11 protein-coding genes are annotated in these 15949 nt (G+C 70.0%); 7 read left to right on the top strand and 4 right to left on the bottom strand.

Features of this window, described 5'->3' with window-relative positions; genetic code table 11:
* Positions 1 to 408: 408 nt before the first annotated feature.
* Positions 409 to 609 (top strand): helix-turn-helix transcriptional regulator, encoded by a 201-nt coding sequence (locus ABT063_RS07910; protein WP_351056320.1) that lies wholly within the window; start codon positions 409 to 411, stop codon positions 607 to 609.
* A gap of 58 nt (positions 610 to 667) precedes the next feature.
* Here ABT063_RS07910 and ABT063_RS07905 read toward each other — a convergent pair whose 3' ends face one another.
* Positions 668 to 1711, bottom strand: coding sequence for a zinc-dependent alcohol dehydrogenase family protein (locus ABT063_RS07905; protein ID WP_351056319.1), 1044 nt, complete (start codon positions 1709 to 1711; stop codon positions 668 to 670).
* A gap of 160 nt (positions 1712 to 1871) precedes the next feature.
* On the opposite strand from ABT063_RS07905, the gene ABT063_RS07900 reads away from it, so the two are divergent.
* Both ABT063_RS07900 and ABT063_RS07895 read left to right on the top strand, forming a co-directional pair.
* Positions 1872 to 2111, top strand: coding sequence for a heavy-metal-associated domain-containing protein (locus ABT063_RS07900; protein WP_095750238.1), 240 nt, complete (start codon positions 1872 to 1874; stop codon positions 2109 to 2111).
* 74 nt (positions 2112 to 2185) lie between these two features.
* Entirely contained in the window at positions 2186 to 4411 is a 2226-nt protein-coding gene (locus ABT063_RS07895) for a heavy metal translocating P-type ATPase (protein ID WP_351056318.1), read from the top strand.
* 603 nt (positions 4412 to 5014) lie between these two features.
* On the opposite strand, the gene ABT063_RS07890 is transcribed toward ABT063_RS07895, so the two are convergent.
* The 3 genes from ABT063_RS07890 to ABT063_RS07880 form a co-directional block, all read right to left on the bottom strand.
* On the bottom strand, positions 5015 to 6304 hold the full coding sequence (locus ABT063_RS07890; protein WP_351056317.1) for a citrate synthase: 1290 nt from the start codon (positions 6302 to 6304) through the stop codon (positions 5015 to 5017).
* 243 nt (positions 6305 to 6547) lie between these two features.
* Positions 6548 to 8791, bottom strand: a complete 2244-nt coding sequence (gene recD2 / locus ABT063_RS07885; protein ID WP_351056316.1) for an SF1B family DNA helicase RecD2 — start codon at positions 8789 to 8791, stop codon at positions 6548 to 6550.
* Between the two features lie 30 nt (positions 8792 to 8821).
* Positions 8822 to 9187 carry a cupin domain-containing protein gene (locus ABT063_RS07880; protein WP_351056315.1) on the bottom strand — a complete coding sequence of 122 codons (366 nt, stop codon included), beginning with the start codon at positions 9185 to 9187 and terminating at the stop codon, positions 8822 to 8824.
* A gap of 788 nt (positions 9188 to 9975) precedes the next feature.
* Between ABT063_RS07880 and ABT063_RS07875 the strand changes: the two genes are divergently transcribed.
* From ABT063_RS07875 to ABT063_RS07860, 4 genes are all read left to right on the top strand, one after another.
* On the top strand, positions 9976 to 11148 hold the full coding sequence (locus ABT063_RS07875; RefSeq protein ID WP_351056314.1) for a mannosyltransferase family protein: 1173 nt from the start codon (positions 9976 to 9978) through the stop codon (positions 11146 to 11148).
* Positions 11149 to 11384: 236 nt separating this feature from the next.
* The gene (locus tag ABT063_RS07870) at positions 11385 to 12443 is read left to right on the top strand and encodes a LacI family DNA-binding transcriptional regulator (protein WP_351056313.1); all 1059 of its coding nucleotides are present in this window, start codon (positions 11385 to 11387) and stop codon (positions 12441 to 12443) included.
* A complete protein-coding gene (locus ABT063_RS07865) occupies positions 12440 to 13963 on the top strand; it encodes a sugar ABC transporter ATP-binding protein (protein ID WP_351056312.1) in 1524 nt (507 codons plus the stop codon). Before ABT063_RS07870 ends, ABT063_RS07865 begins: the two co-directional genes overlap by 4 nt.
* On the top strand, positions 13953 to 15899 hold the full coding sequence (locus ABT063_RS07860) for an ABC transporter permease/substrate-binding protein (RefSeq protein WP_351056311.1): 1947 nt from the start codon (positions 13953 to 13955) through the stop codon (positions 15897 to 15899). The genes ABT063_RS07865 and ABT063_RS07860 overlap by 11 nt, the downstream gene beginning before the upstream one ends.
* Positions 15900 to 15949: the final 50 nt, after the last annotated feature.

The following is a 15949-nucleotide window of genomic DNA, read 5'->3' as shown; positions in this document are numbered from 1 at the left end:
GCCGCAGGCACACTGTGTCTCCGGCCGGTTGATCGGGGGATGCACCCGGGGGATGCAGCGGGCGGCTGCACGGGGGATGCGGGGAAGCCGACGGGCCGGGCCCGGCGCAGCGGGTCCGGCCCGTCTTGCTGCGTCCTGCCGCTCTTGGTGGGGGCCGTGGCCGTCGGAGTCAACGCGCCGCGCCCTTGAACCGGCGTACGCCTTTGTCCCGCTCGTGTCACAAACGCCCCCTTGGTGTCACACATGTCGCGTGTATGCGGGCCTTGCGTCACACCCGGCGCACAGGCCCTGCCCCACCCTCGGGCCGCGTCGTTCACCGGGCACAGACTCTGTGATCGCCAGCGCAGTACCCGGCTCCCCCGCCGGCCGCTCCCGGCCGCTGCCGCGGTACGCGCGGGGAGGTGCAACATGACCGACCGACGGCTCTGGTCCTACAAGGAGATCGCGGCGCACATCCGGGTGCAGCCGGACACCGTGCGCTCCTACCGCAAGCACGGACTGCTGCCACCGCCCGACCACGTCGAGGCCGGCAAGCCCTTCTGGTACCCGGAGACCGTCCGGGCCTGGGTGGCGTCCCGCCCGGGCAACCGCGGCCGCAGACGGGACTGACCTCCGGGAAACAAACTGTGCCCCGCCTGCCGCGCGGGGCACGGTCGTCCCACGACCCTCAGCTCCACGGCTCGATGACCGTGACCCCCGCACCCGGCGCCGTCCCCATCGCCGCCAGGGCGGCCGGGACCGCCGCCAGCGAAACCGTGGACGTGACCAGCAGGTCGGGCCTCACCACACCCGCCCGGACCAGCTCCAGCATCGGCGGGTAGGCGTGGGCGGCCATGCCGTGGCTGCCGAGCAGTTCGAGTTCCAGGGCGATCGCGCGGGCCATGGGGACCGGTGTCGTGCCGTCGGGCGAGGGCAGCAGGCCGACCTGGACGTGCCGGCCGCGGCGGCGCAGGCCGCCCACGGAGGCGGCGCAGGTGGCGGGCGAGCCGAGGGCGTCCAGCGAGAGGTGGGCGCCGCCGCCCGTCAGGTCACGGATCGCCTCCGCCGTGTCCTGCGTGCGGGAGGCGTCCACGCATTCCGCCGCGCCGAACTTCCGCGCCAGGTCCAGGGCTGCCGGTGACACGTCGACGGCGACCACCCGGGCGCCCGACGCCGCCGCGATCATCACCGCGGAGAGGCCCACGCCCCCGCAGCCGTGCACCGCGACCCACTCCCCCGCCGCCACTCGGCCCCGCTGGACCACCGCGCGGAACGCCGTGGCGAACCGGCAGCCGAGCGAGGCCGCCGTCGCGAAGGACATCTCCTCCGGTACGGCGACGAGGTTCACGTCGGCGTGGTCCAGCGCCACGTACTGGGCGAAGGAGCCCCAGTGGGTGAAGCCGGGCTGGGTCTGCCGCTCGCACACCTGCTGGTCGCCCGCCGCACACGCCCCGCAGCTGCCGCAGGCGCACACGAAGGGCACGGTGACCCGGTCGCCGGGGCCCCAGGCGGTCACCCGGGAGCCCACCGCCTCGACGACTCCGGCGAGTTCGTGCCCCGGCACGTGCGGCAGCGTGATGTCCGGGTCGTGGCCCTGCCATCCGTGCCAGTCGCTACGGCACAGCCCCGTGGCCTCGACACGCACCACGACCCCGTGCTCCGCGGGCTCCGGGTCCGCCACCTCCCGCACCTCGGCCGGCTCCCCGTACCGCTCGAACACCACAGCCCGCATGAGCACCCCTTCCAGGCTTCCGACGGAACGCTAACGCCCCGCCCTCGTCGGTGCGCCACCGTACCCCCTTTGGAGAGGTACCCCCTAGGGGTATAGTGTGAGACATGCGGGCCCCACCGTGGGTCACGCAAGCCCCACACGCCTCGACGAGGAGAACGACATGAGCGCCCAGACCGAAACCCCCGGCTCCGTCACCACCGTCTACAAGGTGAGCGGCATGAGCTGCGGGCACTGCGAGGGCTCCGTTTCCAGCGAGATCTCCGAGATTCCCGGCGTCAGCTCGGTGCAGGCCGTCGCGTCGTCCGGTGAGGTCACCGTCGTGTCCGCGGCCCCGCTCGACGAGGAGGCGGTGCGCGCGGCCGTCGACGAGGCCGGATACGAGCTGGTCGGCAAGGCCTGACGCACACTGACCCCCGGGTCGTGCCGGCCGACACGGGCACGGCACGACCCGGTCCGCTCCCTGGAGTCACGGACATGTCCAGCACCACCGCACAGACCCCGATAACCGACACGTCGGAGGTCGAACTCCTCATCGGCGGCATGACCTGCGCCTCCTGCGCGGCCCGCGTCGAGAAGAAGCTCAACCGCATCGACGGGGTCACCGCCACGGTGAACTTCGCCACGGAGAAGGCGAAGGTCACCTATCCCGCGGGCGTCGGAGTCGCCGATCTGATCGCGACCGTGGTGAAGACCGGGTACACGGCTCAGGAGCCGGCGCCGCCCCAGGAGGCCCCCGCCCCCGAGGAGGACCCCGAGCTCGCCTCCCTCCGGCAGCGGCTCCTCGTCTCCGTCCTCCTCGCCGTCCCCGTCGTGCTGCTCTCCATGGTCCCGGCGCTGCAGTTCGACAACTGGCAGTGGCTGTCGCTCACACTGGCCTCGCCGGTCGTGGTCTGGGGCGCATGGCCGTTCCACAAGGCCGCCTGGGCGAACGTCCGGCACGGCGCGGCCACCATGGACACGCTCGTCTCGGTCGGCACGCTGGCCGCGTTCGGCTGGTCGCTGTGGGCGCTGTTCTTCGGCGACGCGGGCATGCCGGGCATGCGTCACGGCTTCGAGTTCACCGTCTCCCGCATGGACGGCGCCTCCACGATCTACCTGGAGGTCGCCGCCGGAGTCACCGCCTTCATCCTGCTCGGCCGCTGGCTGGAGGCCCGCGCCAAGCGCCGCGCGGGGGCGGCGCTCAGGGCGCTGATGGAGCTGGGCGTGAAGGACGTGTCCGTCCTGCGGGACGGGCGGGAGGTGCGGATTCCGGTGGCGCGACTGGCCGTCGGCGACCGGTTCGTCGTCCGGCCCGGGGAGAAGATCGCCACCGACGGCGCGGTCGTCGAGGGCGCCTCCGCGGTGGACGCGTCCATGCTGACCGGCGAGTCCGTCCCGGTGGACGTCACGGTCGGCGACACCGTCACCGGCGCCACCGTCAACGCCGGCGGCCGGCTGGTCGTGGAGGCCACCCGTGTCGGCGCCGACACGCAGCTCGCGCGGATGGCGAAGCTGGTGGAGGACGCGCAGAACGGCAAGGCCGAGGTGCAGCGGCTGGCCGACCGGATCTCCGCGGTCTTCGTGCCGGTGGTCATCGCGATCGCGGTGGCCACCTTCGGCGGGTGGCTCGGCGCCACCGGTGACACGGTCGCCGCGTTCACCGCGGCCGTCGCGGTGCTGATCATCGCCTGCCCCTGCGCGCTGGGCCTGGCCACACCGACCGCGCTGATGGTCGGCACCGGGCGCGGGGCCCAGCTCGGCATCCTCATCAAGGGACCCGAGGTACTGGAGTCCACTCGCCGCGTCGACACCGTCGTCCTGGACAAGACCGGCACCGTCACCACCGGCCGCATGACCCTCCAGGAGGTCCACGCCGCCCAGGAGGCCGACGAGAAGCAGGTACTGCGGCTCGCGGGCGCCCTGGAGCACGCCTCCGAGCATCCCGTCGCCCGGGCGGTCGCCGTGGGCGCCGAGGAACGGGTCGGGCCGCTGCCGGACGTCGAACACTTCGAGAACGTGCCCGGTCGAGGTGTACGCGGGCGCGTGGAGGGCCGTGAGGTGGCCGTGGGCCGCCTTTTCGACGACCTGCCCGAGGAGCTGGCCCGCGCGAAGGACGAGGCCGAGAGGAGCGGTCGTACGGCCGTCGTGGTCGGCTGGGACGGAGCGGCACGCGGCGTGCTGGCCGTCGCGGACGCGGTCAAGGAGACCAGCGCCGAGGCGGTGCGCGAGCTGCGCGCGCTGGGGCTCACGCCCGTGCTGCTGACCGGGGACAACCGGGTGGTGGCGGAGGCGGTCGCCCGGGCCGTCGGGATCGACCAGGTCGTCGCGGACGTTCTGCCCGAGGACAAGGTGCACGCCGTCAAGCGGCTCCAGGCCGAGGGCCGGACCGTCGCCATGGTCGGTGACGGGGTCAACGACGCGGCCGCGCTCGCCACCGCCGATCTGGGCCTGGCGATGGGCACCGGGACCGACGCGGCGATCGAGGCGGGCGATCTGACGTTGGTGCGCGGGGACCTGCGGGTGGCCGCGGACGCGATCCGGCTGTCCCGCAGGACGCTGTCCACGATCAAGGGCAACCTCGTGTGGGCCTTCGGCTACAACGTGGCCGCGCTGCCGCTGGCCGCCGCGGGGCTGCTGAACCCGATGATCGCGGGGGCGGCGATGGCCTTCTCGTCGGTGTTCGTGGTGACCAACAGCCTCCGGTTGCGGGCATTCCGATGAAGGACCCCCTCTGGAGTCCGGCGCCGCCCTCACATAAGCTCTTCACAAGGCTCGCGCATCATCCTTACGCTTGGGTCCCGTTCGACGTAACCGGGCTCTTGCGTATCTAACGGACATATGCAAGAGACGCAGATCACAGTGATGTGAACGTAACCATCGAAGGGGTTCGAAGGTCTAAGTTGACGATGTCAGGAAGCGTCTTGGGGGGCGCAGACTGGCATCTGGGGATGTCTTGGGGGACTTCCCCAGAGATGCGTTGCCGGGGCACGTACACCGGGAAGCTTTGAGCGGCCCTCCCGGCGTGCGCTGTCCCGGCAGACCGCACACACGAGTAGTACGAGGAGTTTTGCTCGTTCTGCTCAACGGCAGCACCAAGCAGTACCGCAACACAGCGATTCAGGCGCTGGTTCTCCAGACGCCCGGCCGGATCCCGTGGGGGGAATCCGTACCGGGACACGGGAAGGCGCCCTGGACGTCGGCCCGTGGGGGGACCGACGCCAGGGCGCCTTCTGCTGTATGCGGTGACAGCGGTGATGCGTGCGGTGACAACCGACAAGGCCCCGCACCCGACCGAAGTCGGGCGCGGGGCCCAGGGTGTACGGCTCAGCGGGCCTCGACCGGAACGAAGTCGCGCTCCACCACGCCCGTGTAGATCTGGCGCGGGCGGCCGATGCGGGAGCCGGGCTCCTTGATCATCTCGTGCCACTGGGCGATCCAGCCGGGGAGGCGGCCGAGGGCGAACAGGACCGTGAACATCTCGGTCGGGAAGCCCATGGCGCGGTAGATCAGGCCGGTGTAGAAGTCGACGTTCGGGTAGAGGCTGCGCGAGACGAAGTAGTCGTCGGAGAGCGCGTGCTCCTCCAGCTTCAGCGCGATGTCCAGCAGTTCGTCGGACTTGCCGAGGGCCGAGAGCACGTCGTGCGCCGCCGCCTTGATGATCTTGGCGCGCGGGTCGAAGTTCTTGTAGACCCGGTGGCCGAAGCCCATCAGACGGACGCCGTCCTCCTTGTTCTTCACCTTGCGGATGAAGGAGTCGACGTCGCCGCCGGCGTCGCGGATGCCCTCGAGCATCTCCAGGACGGACTGGTTGGCGCCGCCGTGCAGCGGGCCCCAGAGCGCGTTGATACCGGCCGAGATCGACGCGAACATGTTGGCCTGGGACGAACCCACCAGGCGGACCGTCGACGTCGAACAGTTCTGCTCGTGGTCCGCGTGCAGGATCAGCAGCTTGTCCAGGGCGGAGACCACGGTCGGGTCGAGCTCGTACTCCTGCGCGGGGACCGAGAAGGTCATGCGGAGGAAGTTCTCGACGTAGCCGAGGTCGTTGCGCGGGTAGACGAACGGGTGACCGATCGACTTCTTGTACGCGTACGCCGCGATCGTCGGGAGCTTGGCGAGCAGACGGATCGTGGAGAGATTGCGCTGGCGCTCGTCGAACGGGTTGTGGCTGTCCTGGTAGAACGTCGACAGCGCCGAGACGACCGACGACAGCATGGCCATCGGGTGAGCGTCGCGCGGGAAGCCCTTGTAGAAGTTCTTGACGTCCTCGTGCAGCAGGGTGTGCTGCGTGATGTCGTTCCTGAAGGTGGCAAGCTCGTCGACGGTCGGCAGCTCGCCGTTGATGAGCAGGTAGGCGACCTCCAGGAAGGTGGAGCGCTCGGCCAGCTGCTCGATCGGGTAGCCGCGGTACCGGAGGATGCCGGCCTCGCCGTCCAGGTACGTAATGGAGGATTTATAGGCGGCGGTGTTGCCGTAGCCGCTGTCCAGCGTCACCAGACCGGTCTGGGCGCGGAGCTTGCCGATGTCGAAGCCCTTGTCGCCGACGGTGCTGTCGATCACCGGGTAGGTGTACTCGCCGTCGCCGTACCGCAGTACTACAGAGTTGTCGCTCACGTCTTCCCTCACCGACGTTGTGCCTCATCTTCGAGGTTGCCCTGACTGTCTCTACCATCCCCCATTTGGCGCAGGAGAGTGCACTCGGGGTCGGCCATTGGGCTTATCGGCGGCACTCAGTGCCGCCAACTACCTCATCCTGCCCCCTCTGTTCCCCATCTGGAAAGGCTCTGTGACCTTCACGACTCATTTGATCGATCATTTTTTGGGGATGCCTGTCCGAAGTGGCCGGAAGCCGTCGGGTCAGGCGCCCGAGAGCCGGAAGTCCAGGGCCGTACAGCGTCGTCCCGCCGACACCGTGCGCACCGCCTGGCCGATCGCCTTGCGTGAACCGACGAGCACGACCAGCTTCTTGGCGCGGGTGACCGCCGTGTACAGCAGGTTGCGCTGAAGCATCATCCAGGCACTGGTGGTGACCGGGATCACCACCGCCGGATATTCACTTCCCTGTGAACGGTGGATCGTCACCGCGTACGCGTGGGCCAGTTCGTCCAGCTCGTCGAATTCGTACGGCACCTCCTCGTCCTCGTCCGTCAGCACCGTCAGGCGCTGGTCGACCGGGTCGAGCGAGGTGACCACGCCCACGGTGCCGTTGAAGACGCCGTTCTCGCCTTTCTCGTAATTGTTGCGGATCTGGGTGACCTTGTCGCCGACGCGGAAGACCCGGCCGCCGAACCGCTTCTCCGACAGGTCGGGGCGGCCCGGGGTGATGGCCTGCTGGAGCAGGCCGTTGAGGGTGCCCGCGCCGGCCGGCCCCCGGTGCATGGGCGCGAGCACCTGCACGTCCCGGCGCGGGTCGAGGCCGAACTTGGCCGGAATCCGCCGGGCCGCCACGTCCACCGTGAGCCGGCCGACCGCCTCCGTGTCGTCCTCGACGAAGAGGAAGAAGTCCTTCATGCCGTCGGTGACCGGGTGCTGCCCGGAGTTGATCCGGTGCGCGTTGGTCACCACCCCCGACTGCTGGGCCTGACGGAACACGCGCGTGAGGCGCACGGCCGGGATGGGGCCGCCGTCGGCGAGCAGGTCGCGCAGGACCTCGCCGGCGCCGACGCTGGGCAGCTGGTCCACGTCCCCGACGAAGAGGAGACGGGCGCCCGGGGGTACGGCCTTCACGAGCTTGTTGGCTAGCAGCAGGTCCAGCATGGAGGCCTCGTCGACCACCACCAGGTCGGCGTCCAGCGGGCGGTCCTTGTCGTAGGCCGCGTCGCCGCCGGGCTTGAGCTCCAGCAGGCGGTGGACGGTGGAGGCCTCGGCGCCGGTGAGCTCGGACAGGCGTTTGGCGGCGCGGCCGGTGGGGGCGGCGAGCACGACCTTGGCCTTCTTGGCGCGGGCCAGCTCCACGATCGAGCGGACGGTGAAGGACTTGCCGCAGCCGGGGCCGCCGGTGAGGACCGCGACCTTCTCGGTGAGCGCCAGCTTGACGGCGGCCTCCTGCTCGGGGGCGAGGTCGGTCCCCGTGCGGGAGGCGAGCCAGCCCAGCGCCTTGTCCCAGGCCACGTCCCTGAAGCCGGGCATCCGGTCCTGGTCGGTGCGCAGCAGGCGCAACAGCTGGGCGGAGAGGGAGAGTTCGGCCCGGTGGAAGGGGACGAGGTAGACGGCCGTGACGGGATCGCCGTCCGGTCCGGGGACCTTCTCCCGTACGACACCGGGGTCCTCCCCCTCCTCCGGGGGCGCCGCGAGCTCGGCGAGGCACTCGATGACCAGGCCCGTGTCGACCTGGAGCAGCTTCACCGCGTCCGCGATCAGCTGCTCCTCGGGGAGGTAGCAGTGGCCCTGGTCGGTGGACTGCGACAGGGCGTACTGCAGGCCCGCCTTGACGCGCTCCGGGCTGTCGTGCGGGATGCCGACGGACTGGGCGATCTTGTCGGCGGTGAGGAAGCCGATGCCCCAGACGTCGGCGGCCAGGCGGTAGGGCTGGTTCTTGACGACCGAGATCGAGGCGTCGCCGTACTTCTTGTAGATGCGCACCGCGATCGAGGTGGACACCTCGACGGTCTGGAGGAAGAGCATGACCTCCTTGATCGCCTTCTGTTCCTCCCAGGCGTCGGCGATCTTCTTGGTGCGCTTGGGGCCGAGGCCGGGGACCTCGATCAGCCGCTTCGGCTCCTCCTCGATGATCCTCAGGGTGTCCAGGCCGAAGTGCTGGGTGATGCGGTCGGCGAAGACCGGGCCGATTCCCTTGACCAGGCCGGAGCCGAGGTAGCGGCGGATGCCCTGGACGGTGGCCGGGAGGACGGTCGTGTAGTTCTCGACGGTGAACTGCTTGCCGTACTGCGGATGGGAGCCCCAGCGGCCCTCCATGCGCAGGGCCTCGCCGACCTGGGCCCCGAGCAGCGCGCCGACGACCGTGAGAAGGTCGCCGCCGCCTCGGCCGGTGTCCACGCGCGCGACCGTGTAGCCGTTCTCCTCGTTGGCGTACGTGATCCGCTCCAGGACGCCTTCGAGCACGGCCGGTCGACGCTCTTCGCTCCCCGTTGGTTGGGCCATGATCCGACGGTACCGCCCGGCACCGACAGCTCATCCGGACTGGGCCACCACGTGGTCGATCACCTTCTTGAAGTCGTCCGTCGGGGAGAACTCCACGAACTCGCAGTCCTCCAGGGCTGTCGGGACATGGCCGGGCGCCCAGTAGTACGCCTGCCCCGCCTCGTAGATCTCTTCACCCTCGGCCGTCCGCATCCTCAGCCGGCCCTTCAACAGGTAGCCCCAGTGCGGACACTGGCACGCGTCGTCGGGCATGCCCTTGAGGGCCGGGCCCATGTCCGTGCCCTGTGGGAGGCGGATGTAGCCGACCGACAGGCCGCCGCCGATCGGCATCAGCCGCAGTTCCACGCCGTCGCCTTCGAGAGCGACGGGTACGTCGTCGCGAGTCGCCGCCGTCATGACTCCTCCGCTCCGGCCCCTCAGGACCTCGAGGAAACCGCTCCATACCTCCAGCGTGGACCGCCTCCGCCCGGCAGGCGACCGGAAAGCGACCCATGGAAAACGACCGGTCAGTAACCGGAAAGAGGCTTGCCTTTCACAATCAATTCACAATTAGAACTCACAACTTTACACTTCAAGCAATCAATTTACGCCTTTCTTTCGACCTTCCTATGAGAGGCTTCAAGGGCTCACCAAGAGGAGCAGACTCGCGATCGCCTCCAAGCGGAATCCGGCCCTTGGAGGATCCCCCCGCCGATCCACACCCGGAGAAGCCGCAATGCCACTGCCTCCACAGAGCCGGGACGACACTTTCCCTGCGAGCCGTCAGAAGCGTCGGCGCAGATACGCCACAGGGGTCTTTCTCGTCGGCTTGTGCGCAGCCGTCACGCTGATCTTTCTCGTGATATCACCGGCGCTTTCGAAGAACCCATCGACCGTGGCCCCGGGGCGTTCCGCACTAAATGAGAACACCCCCGGAACTCTCCCCGCGCCTCTCACGCCGAACGCAAAAGCGCGCCCCGCTCCAAGTCCCGGACCGGGTTGACTCAGCATTTTCCAGTGAATTCGAAGCACTAGATCAGCGCATTCCGAAGCAAGAAACGTGAACCCCCCACATGTCGTCACACCCCTGCCTCGCCGAACAGAAGCGACCGGCCGGAAGTACCGTTCCCCCTCCTGCCGCGACCGCGTCCCCCGTCACAGCGACAGACGCTGAACCGGCCCCGGTTGAACCGGCCCCGCCCGCGGTGCCGCGGACCGAGCCGTCCGACGCGCCACCGCCGGTACCGCCGTACCGGGAACGATGGCTCCGGATCGCTCACGCGTCGCGCTTCCCCCTCGCCGTCTACGGAGCGGCGCTCCTGCTGCACCTCGTGATGCTGGCCGTGATGAACCCGCCGGACGGCCCGGGGGTCCACGACCGGCTGCTGTCGTGGGACGGCCAGTGGTTCCTGGACATCGCGCGCAACGGCTATCCCCGGGACTTCTCCTTCACGGCGGACGGCCTCACCGGCGGCACCCTGGCCTTCTTCCCGGCCTACCCGTTCCTCGTCCGCGTCGTTCACACCCTGACCGGACTCGACTACGAGGCCGCCGCACTCGTCGCCTCCCATGCCGCCCTGCTGGCCGGGCTCATATGCGTCCACCGGCTCCTGCTCCGCCTGTACGACCGGCGGACCGCGGGCATCGCGACCTTCCTGCTGGCCTGCGCCCAGCCGATGGCGCTGGTGTTCTTCATGGCCTACAGCGAGTCCCTCTTCCTCGCCCTGGCGGCCGGTGCGCTGCTGGCGACCCACCGGAAGGCCTGGCTGACAGCGGGCGTGCTCACGCTGCTGGCCGGCCTGACCCGGCCCGTCGCCGTCGCCTTGATCGTGGCCCTGGGCGTCGCCGTCGTCCTGCACCTGCGCCGTGAGCGCCGCATCACCTGGCGCCCGCCGACCGCCCTGCTGCTGTCCTACTGCGGCATTCCCGCGTACGTGGGATGGGTGGGTCTGCGCACCGGACAGTCCGACGCCTGGTTCAGGATCCAGGAGGCGGGCTGGAGCACCCGCTGGGACAACGGCAACGCCTTCACCGAATTCCTCGTCAGGACCCTCTCCGGCGGCGACGGCTGGGTCCCCGTCAGCACGGCCCTGCTGATCCTCGCCCTCGTGGCCGCCACCGTGATCGCCTGGTCCGACGACATCTGGCCACCCCTGGTGGTCTACGGCACCGCCGTCCTGATCACCACGCTCGGGCAGAGCAATTACTACCACTCCAAGCTGCGCCTGCTGATTCCCGCGCTGGTCTTCGTCATTCCCGTCGCCCGCGCCCTCGCCCGCGTACGCGCGCGAACCGCCATCATCACGCTGGCCGTCGTGGCGCTTTTCGGATCCTGGTACGGCGCTTACATGGTCACCGTATGGGGCTACGCCATTTAGAACAGTCCACCGCCGGCCCAAAAGTTCACGACAGGAAAAGCAGGACAAAGAGACGAGGAGTGATGCCACCCCCCGGCGAGGGTAACCGGCCAGTTACAGCCTGCGATGCTGACGGCTCTCGCCTGACACACCCCCAGGTCACGATCCGGTCTCGGGGTCTTGCCCCATCGCCTGTAATCGATTCCAATCCTCCACGAGCGTCGATGTAATCGATTCCACGAGGAGGTGGACCGGCGATGGCGAGCATCAAGGACGTCGCCACCGAGGCGGGGGTCTCCGTCGCCACGGTGTCGCGCGTGCTGAACGACCACCCGTCCGTCAGCGCGGACGCACGCACGCGCGTCCTGGCCGCCGTCGAGACGCTGGGCTACCGCCCGAACGCCGTCGCCCGTTCGCTGCGCACCGACCAGACCCACACCCTCGGCCTGGTCATCAGCGACGTGATGAACCCGTACTTCACCGAACTGGCCCGCTCCGTCGAGGAGGAGGCCCGGGCGCTGGGCTACAGCGTCATCATCGGCAACGCCGACGAGCGGCCCGACCTCCAGGACCACCACGTACGGAACCTGCTGGACCGCCGTATCGACGGGCTGCTGGTCTCCCCCACCGACGGCGGCTCGCCGCTGATGCTGGACGCCGCGCGCGGGGGAACGCCGATGGTCTTCGTGGACCGGTGGATCCCGGGGGTGGACGTGCCGGTGGTACGGGCGGACGGGCGGGCCGCCGTACGGGACCTCGTCGCCCATCTGCACGGGCTGGGACACCGGCGGCTCGCGATCATCGCGGGGCCGGCGGCCACCACCACCGGCAGCGAGCGCGTCGATGCCTTTCGAGAAGCCCTGGCCGAGTACGGCATCCCCCTCCCCGACACCTACATAGGCCAGGGCGACTTCCAGGCCGAGAGCGGGCGGCGGGTCACCGAGGGGTTCCTCGACCTGCCCGAGCCGCCCGAGGTCGTCTTCGCGGCCGACAACCTGATGGCACTGGGCGCGCTGGACGCCGTACGCGCGCGTGGGATGCGTGTTCCGGACGGCATCGCTCTGGCCGCCTTCGACGACATCCCGTGGTTCGTGCACACCGATCCGCCGATCACCGCGATCGCCCAGCCCACGGGCGAGCTGGGGCGCGCCGCCGTGCGCGCGCTGGTCGACCTCATCGAGGGACGGCCCCCCGAGTCCGTCACCCTCCCCGCCCGTCTCGTCGTCCGCCGCTCGTGCGGCGAACCGGCTCCCCCCGAGCCGCCCCCCGCACAGTCCCCCGCTGTGCGGTCCCCCGTAAGAAGGAGTCACTCGTGAGCAACCCGGACGAGTTGCTGCGCATCGAGGGCATACGCAAGGCCTTCCCGGGCGTGGTCGCGCTCGACGGCGTCGACTTCGACCTGCGCCGGGGCGAGGTTCATGTGCTCCTCGGTGAGAACGGCGCGGGCAAGAGCACCCTCATCAAGATGCTCTCCGGCGCCTACACCCCCGACGCCGGGCGGATCCTGGCCGGCGGCGAGGAGGTGCGCATCCACGGTGCGCAGGACTCCGAGCGCCTCGGGATCGCCACCATCTACCAGGAGTTCAACCTCGTTCCCGATCTGACGGTCGCCGAGAACATCTTCCTGGGACGGCAGCCGCGCCGCCTGGGGATGATCGACCGCAAGAGGATGGAGGCCGACGCCGCCGTCCTCCTGGAGCGGGTCGGCGTGAACGTGTCCCCACGCGCGCGTGTGCGTGAACTCGGCATCGCGCGCCTGCAGATGGTCGAGATCGCCAAGGCGCTGAGCCTGAACGCCCGCGTGCTGATCATGGACGAGCCGACCGCCGTGCTCACCTCCGAGGAGGTGGAGAAGCTCTTCGCGATCGTGCGCAAGCTGCGCGAGGACGGGGTCGGGATCGTCTTCATCACGCATCACCTGGAGGAGATCGCCGCCCTCGGCGACCGCGTGACCGTCATCCGCGACGGCAGGAGCGTCGGGCAGGTCTCCGCCGACACGCCCGAGGACGAGCTCGTACGGCTCATGGTGGGGCGGTCGATCGAGCAGCAGTACCCGCGCGAACGGGCCGACGCCGGGGCCGCGTTGCTCACCGTCGAGGGGCTGACCCGGGACGGTGTCTTCCACGACGTCACCTTCGAGGTGCACGCGGGCGAGGTCGTCGGCATCGCGGGGCTCGTCGGGGCCGGCCGTACGGAGGTCGTGCGGGCCGTGTTCGGGGCGGATCCGTACGACAAGGGGGCCGTCAAGGTCTTGGGCGCCTCGGTCCCCCGGTACGACGTCAACGCGGCGATGACCGCGGGCATCGGCCTGGTACCCGAGGACCGCAAGGGCCAGGGGCTGGTACTGGACGCCTCCGTCGAGGAGAACCTCGGGCTGGTGACCATGCGCGCCGCGACCCGCGCGGGGCTCGTCGACCTCAGGGGCCGGCGCGAGTCGGCGGCGCGGATCGCCGAGCAGCTGGGTGTGCGGATGGCCGGACTCGGCCAGCACGTGCGGACCCTCTCCGGCGGCAACCAGCAGAAGGTCGTCATCGGCAAGTGGCTCCTCGCCGACACCAAGGTGCTGATCCTCGACGAGCCGACGCGCGGGATCGACGTCGGCGCCAAGGTCGAGATCTACCAGCTCATCAACGAACTGACGGCCGCCGGTGCCGCCGTCCTGATGATCTCCAGCGATCTGCCCGAGGTGCTCGGCATGAGCGACCGGGTGCTGGTGATGGCGCAGGGCCGGATCGCGGGCGAGCTGTCCGCCGACGAGGCCACGCAGGACGCGGTCATGGCACTCGCCGTCAGTACACCCACTACCACTGAACCGGAGGCCGGCCGTGGCCGCTGACACGCTCAAGAGCACATCGGGCGCCGGTGGCGCCGCGGCGGTCCGCCGTCTGCTCCTCGACAACGGCGCGCTCACCGCGCTGATCGTCCTCGTCGTCGCCATGTCGGTGCTGTCCGGGGACTTCCTGACCACCGACAACCTCCTGAACGTCGGCGTCCAGGCGGCCGTGACCGCCATCCTCGCCTTCGGCGTGACCTTCGTGATCGTCTCGGCGGGCATCGACCTGTCGGTCGGCTCGGTGGCGGCCCTGTCGGCCACCGTCCTCGCCTGGAGCGCCACTTCGCACGGCGTCCCGGTCGTCATAGCGGTCGTCCTGGCCGTCGCCACCGGCATCGCGGCCGGCCTGGTCAACGGCTTCCTCATCGCCTACGGCAAGCTGCCGCCGTTCATCGCGACGCTCGCCATGCTGTCGGTGGCCCGCGGTCTGTCGCTGGTGATCTCCGAGGGCTCGCCGATCGCCTTCCCCGACTCCGTCTCGCACCTCGGGGACACGCTCGGCGGCTGGCTGCCGGTGCCGGTGCTCGTGATGGTCGTGATGGGTCTGATCGCCGCGTTCGTGCTCGGCCGGACGTACATCGGCCGCTCCATGTACGCGATCGGCGGCAACGAGGAGGCCGCCCGGCTGTCCGGCCTGCGCGTGAAGAAGCAGAAGCTCGCCATCTACGCCCTGTCCGGCGTGTTCGCCGCCGCCGCGGGTGTCGTGCTCGCCTCCCGGCTGTCGTCCGCGCAGCCGCAGGCAGCCGACGGCTACGAGCTGGACGCGATCGCCGCGGTCGTCATCGGCGGCGCCTCCCTCGCGGGCGGCACCGGCAAGGCGTCCGGCACACTGATCGGCGCGCTGATCCTGGCGGTGCTGAGGAACGGGCTCAACCTCCTGTCGGTGTCCGCCTTCTGGCAGCAGGTCGTCATCGGTGTCGTGATCGCGCTGGCGGTGCTGCTCGACACCCTGCGCCGCAAGGCCGGGGCGACCCCGGTGGCCGCGGGCACGGGTGGCGGCAAGGGCAAGCAGGCGACGACATACGCGCTGGCCGCCGTGGTCACCGTGGCGATCGTCGGCGCGACCTCCTTCCTGCACAACGGCTCCTCGTCCGCGTCGACGCCGAAGGTCGGTCTGTCCCTGTCCACCCTCAACAACCCCTTCTTCGTGCAGATCCGGGCGGGTGCCCAGGCCGAGGCGAAGAAGCAGGGCGTGGACCTGACCGTCACGGACGCCCAGAACGACGCCTCCCAGCAGGCCAACCAGCTGCAGAACTTCACCAGTTCGGGCTTCGACGCGATCATCGTCAACCCGGTGGACTCGGACGCGGCGGGCCCGTCGGTGCGGGCCGCCGACAAGGCGAAGATCCCGGTCATCGCCGTCGACCGAGTCGTCAACAAGGCCACGACGGAGGCGCTGGTCGCCTCCGACAACGTCGCCGGCGGTGAGCTCGCCGCCAGGACGATCGCGGACAAGCTCGGCGGCAAGGGCAAGATCGTGATCCTCCAGGGCCAGGCGGGTACGTCCGCAGCCCGCGAGCGCGCCGAGGGCTTCGCCCAGGGCCTGAAGGCCTACCCGGGCATCCAGGTCGTGGCCCAGCAGCCGGCCGACTTCGACCGCACCAAGGGCCTCGACGTGATGTCGAACCTGCTCCAGGCGCACCCGGACGTCCAGGGCGTCATCGCCGCCAACGACGAGATGGCCCTCGGCGCGATCAAGGCGCTGGGCTCCAAGGCCGGCAAGTCGGTCTCCGTGGTCGGCTTCGACGGCACGCCCGACGGCCTGAACGCGGTCAAGGACGGCACGCTGTACGCGTCAGTGGCACAGCAGCCGACCCAGCTGGGGAAGATCGCCGTGGACAACGCGCTGAAGGCGCTCCAGGGCAAGAAGGTCGAGCAGACGGTGAAGGTGCCGGTGAAGGTGGTCACGGAGGCGAACGTGGCCGGGTTCAGCGGCTGACATCGGGGAACGGGCGGGCGGTCGCTTCGGCCGTCCGCCCCAAGCCATCT

It is taken from the genome of Streptomyces sp. NPDC002838 (assembly GCF_040295365.1).
In the GTDB taxonomy this organism is placed as follows: domain Bacteria; phylum Actinomycetota; class Actinomycetes; order Streptomycetales; family Streptomycetaceae; genus Streptomyces.
Note: the sequence above shows the minus strand (reverse complement) of the source record. Positions and strands in the feature narration are given on the sequence as shown.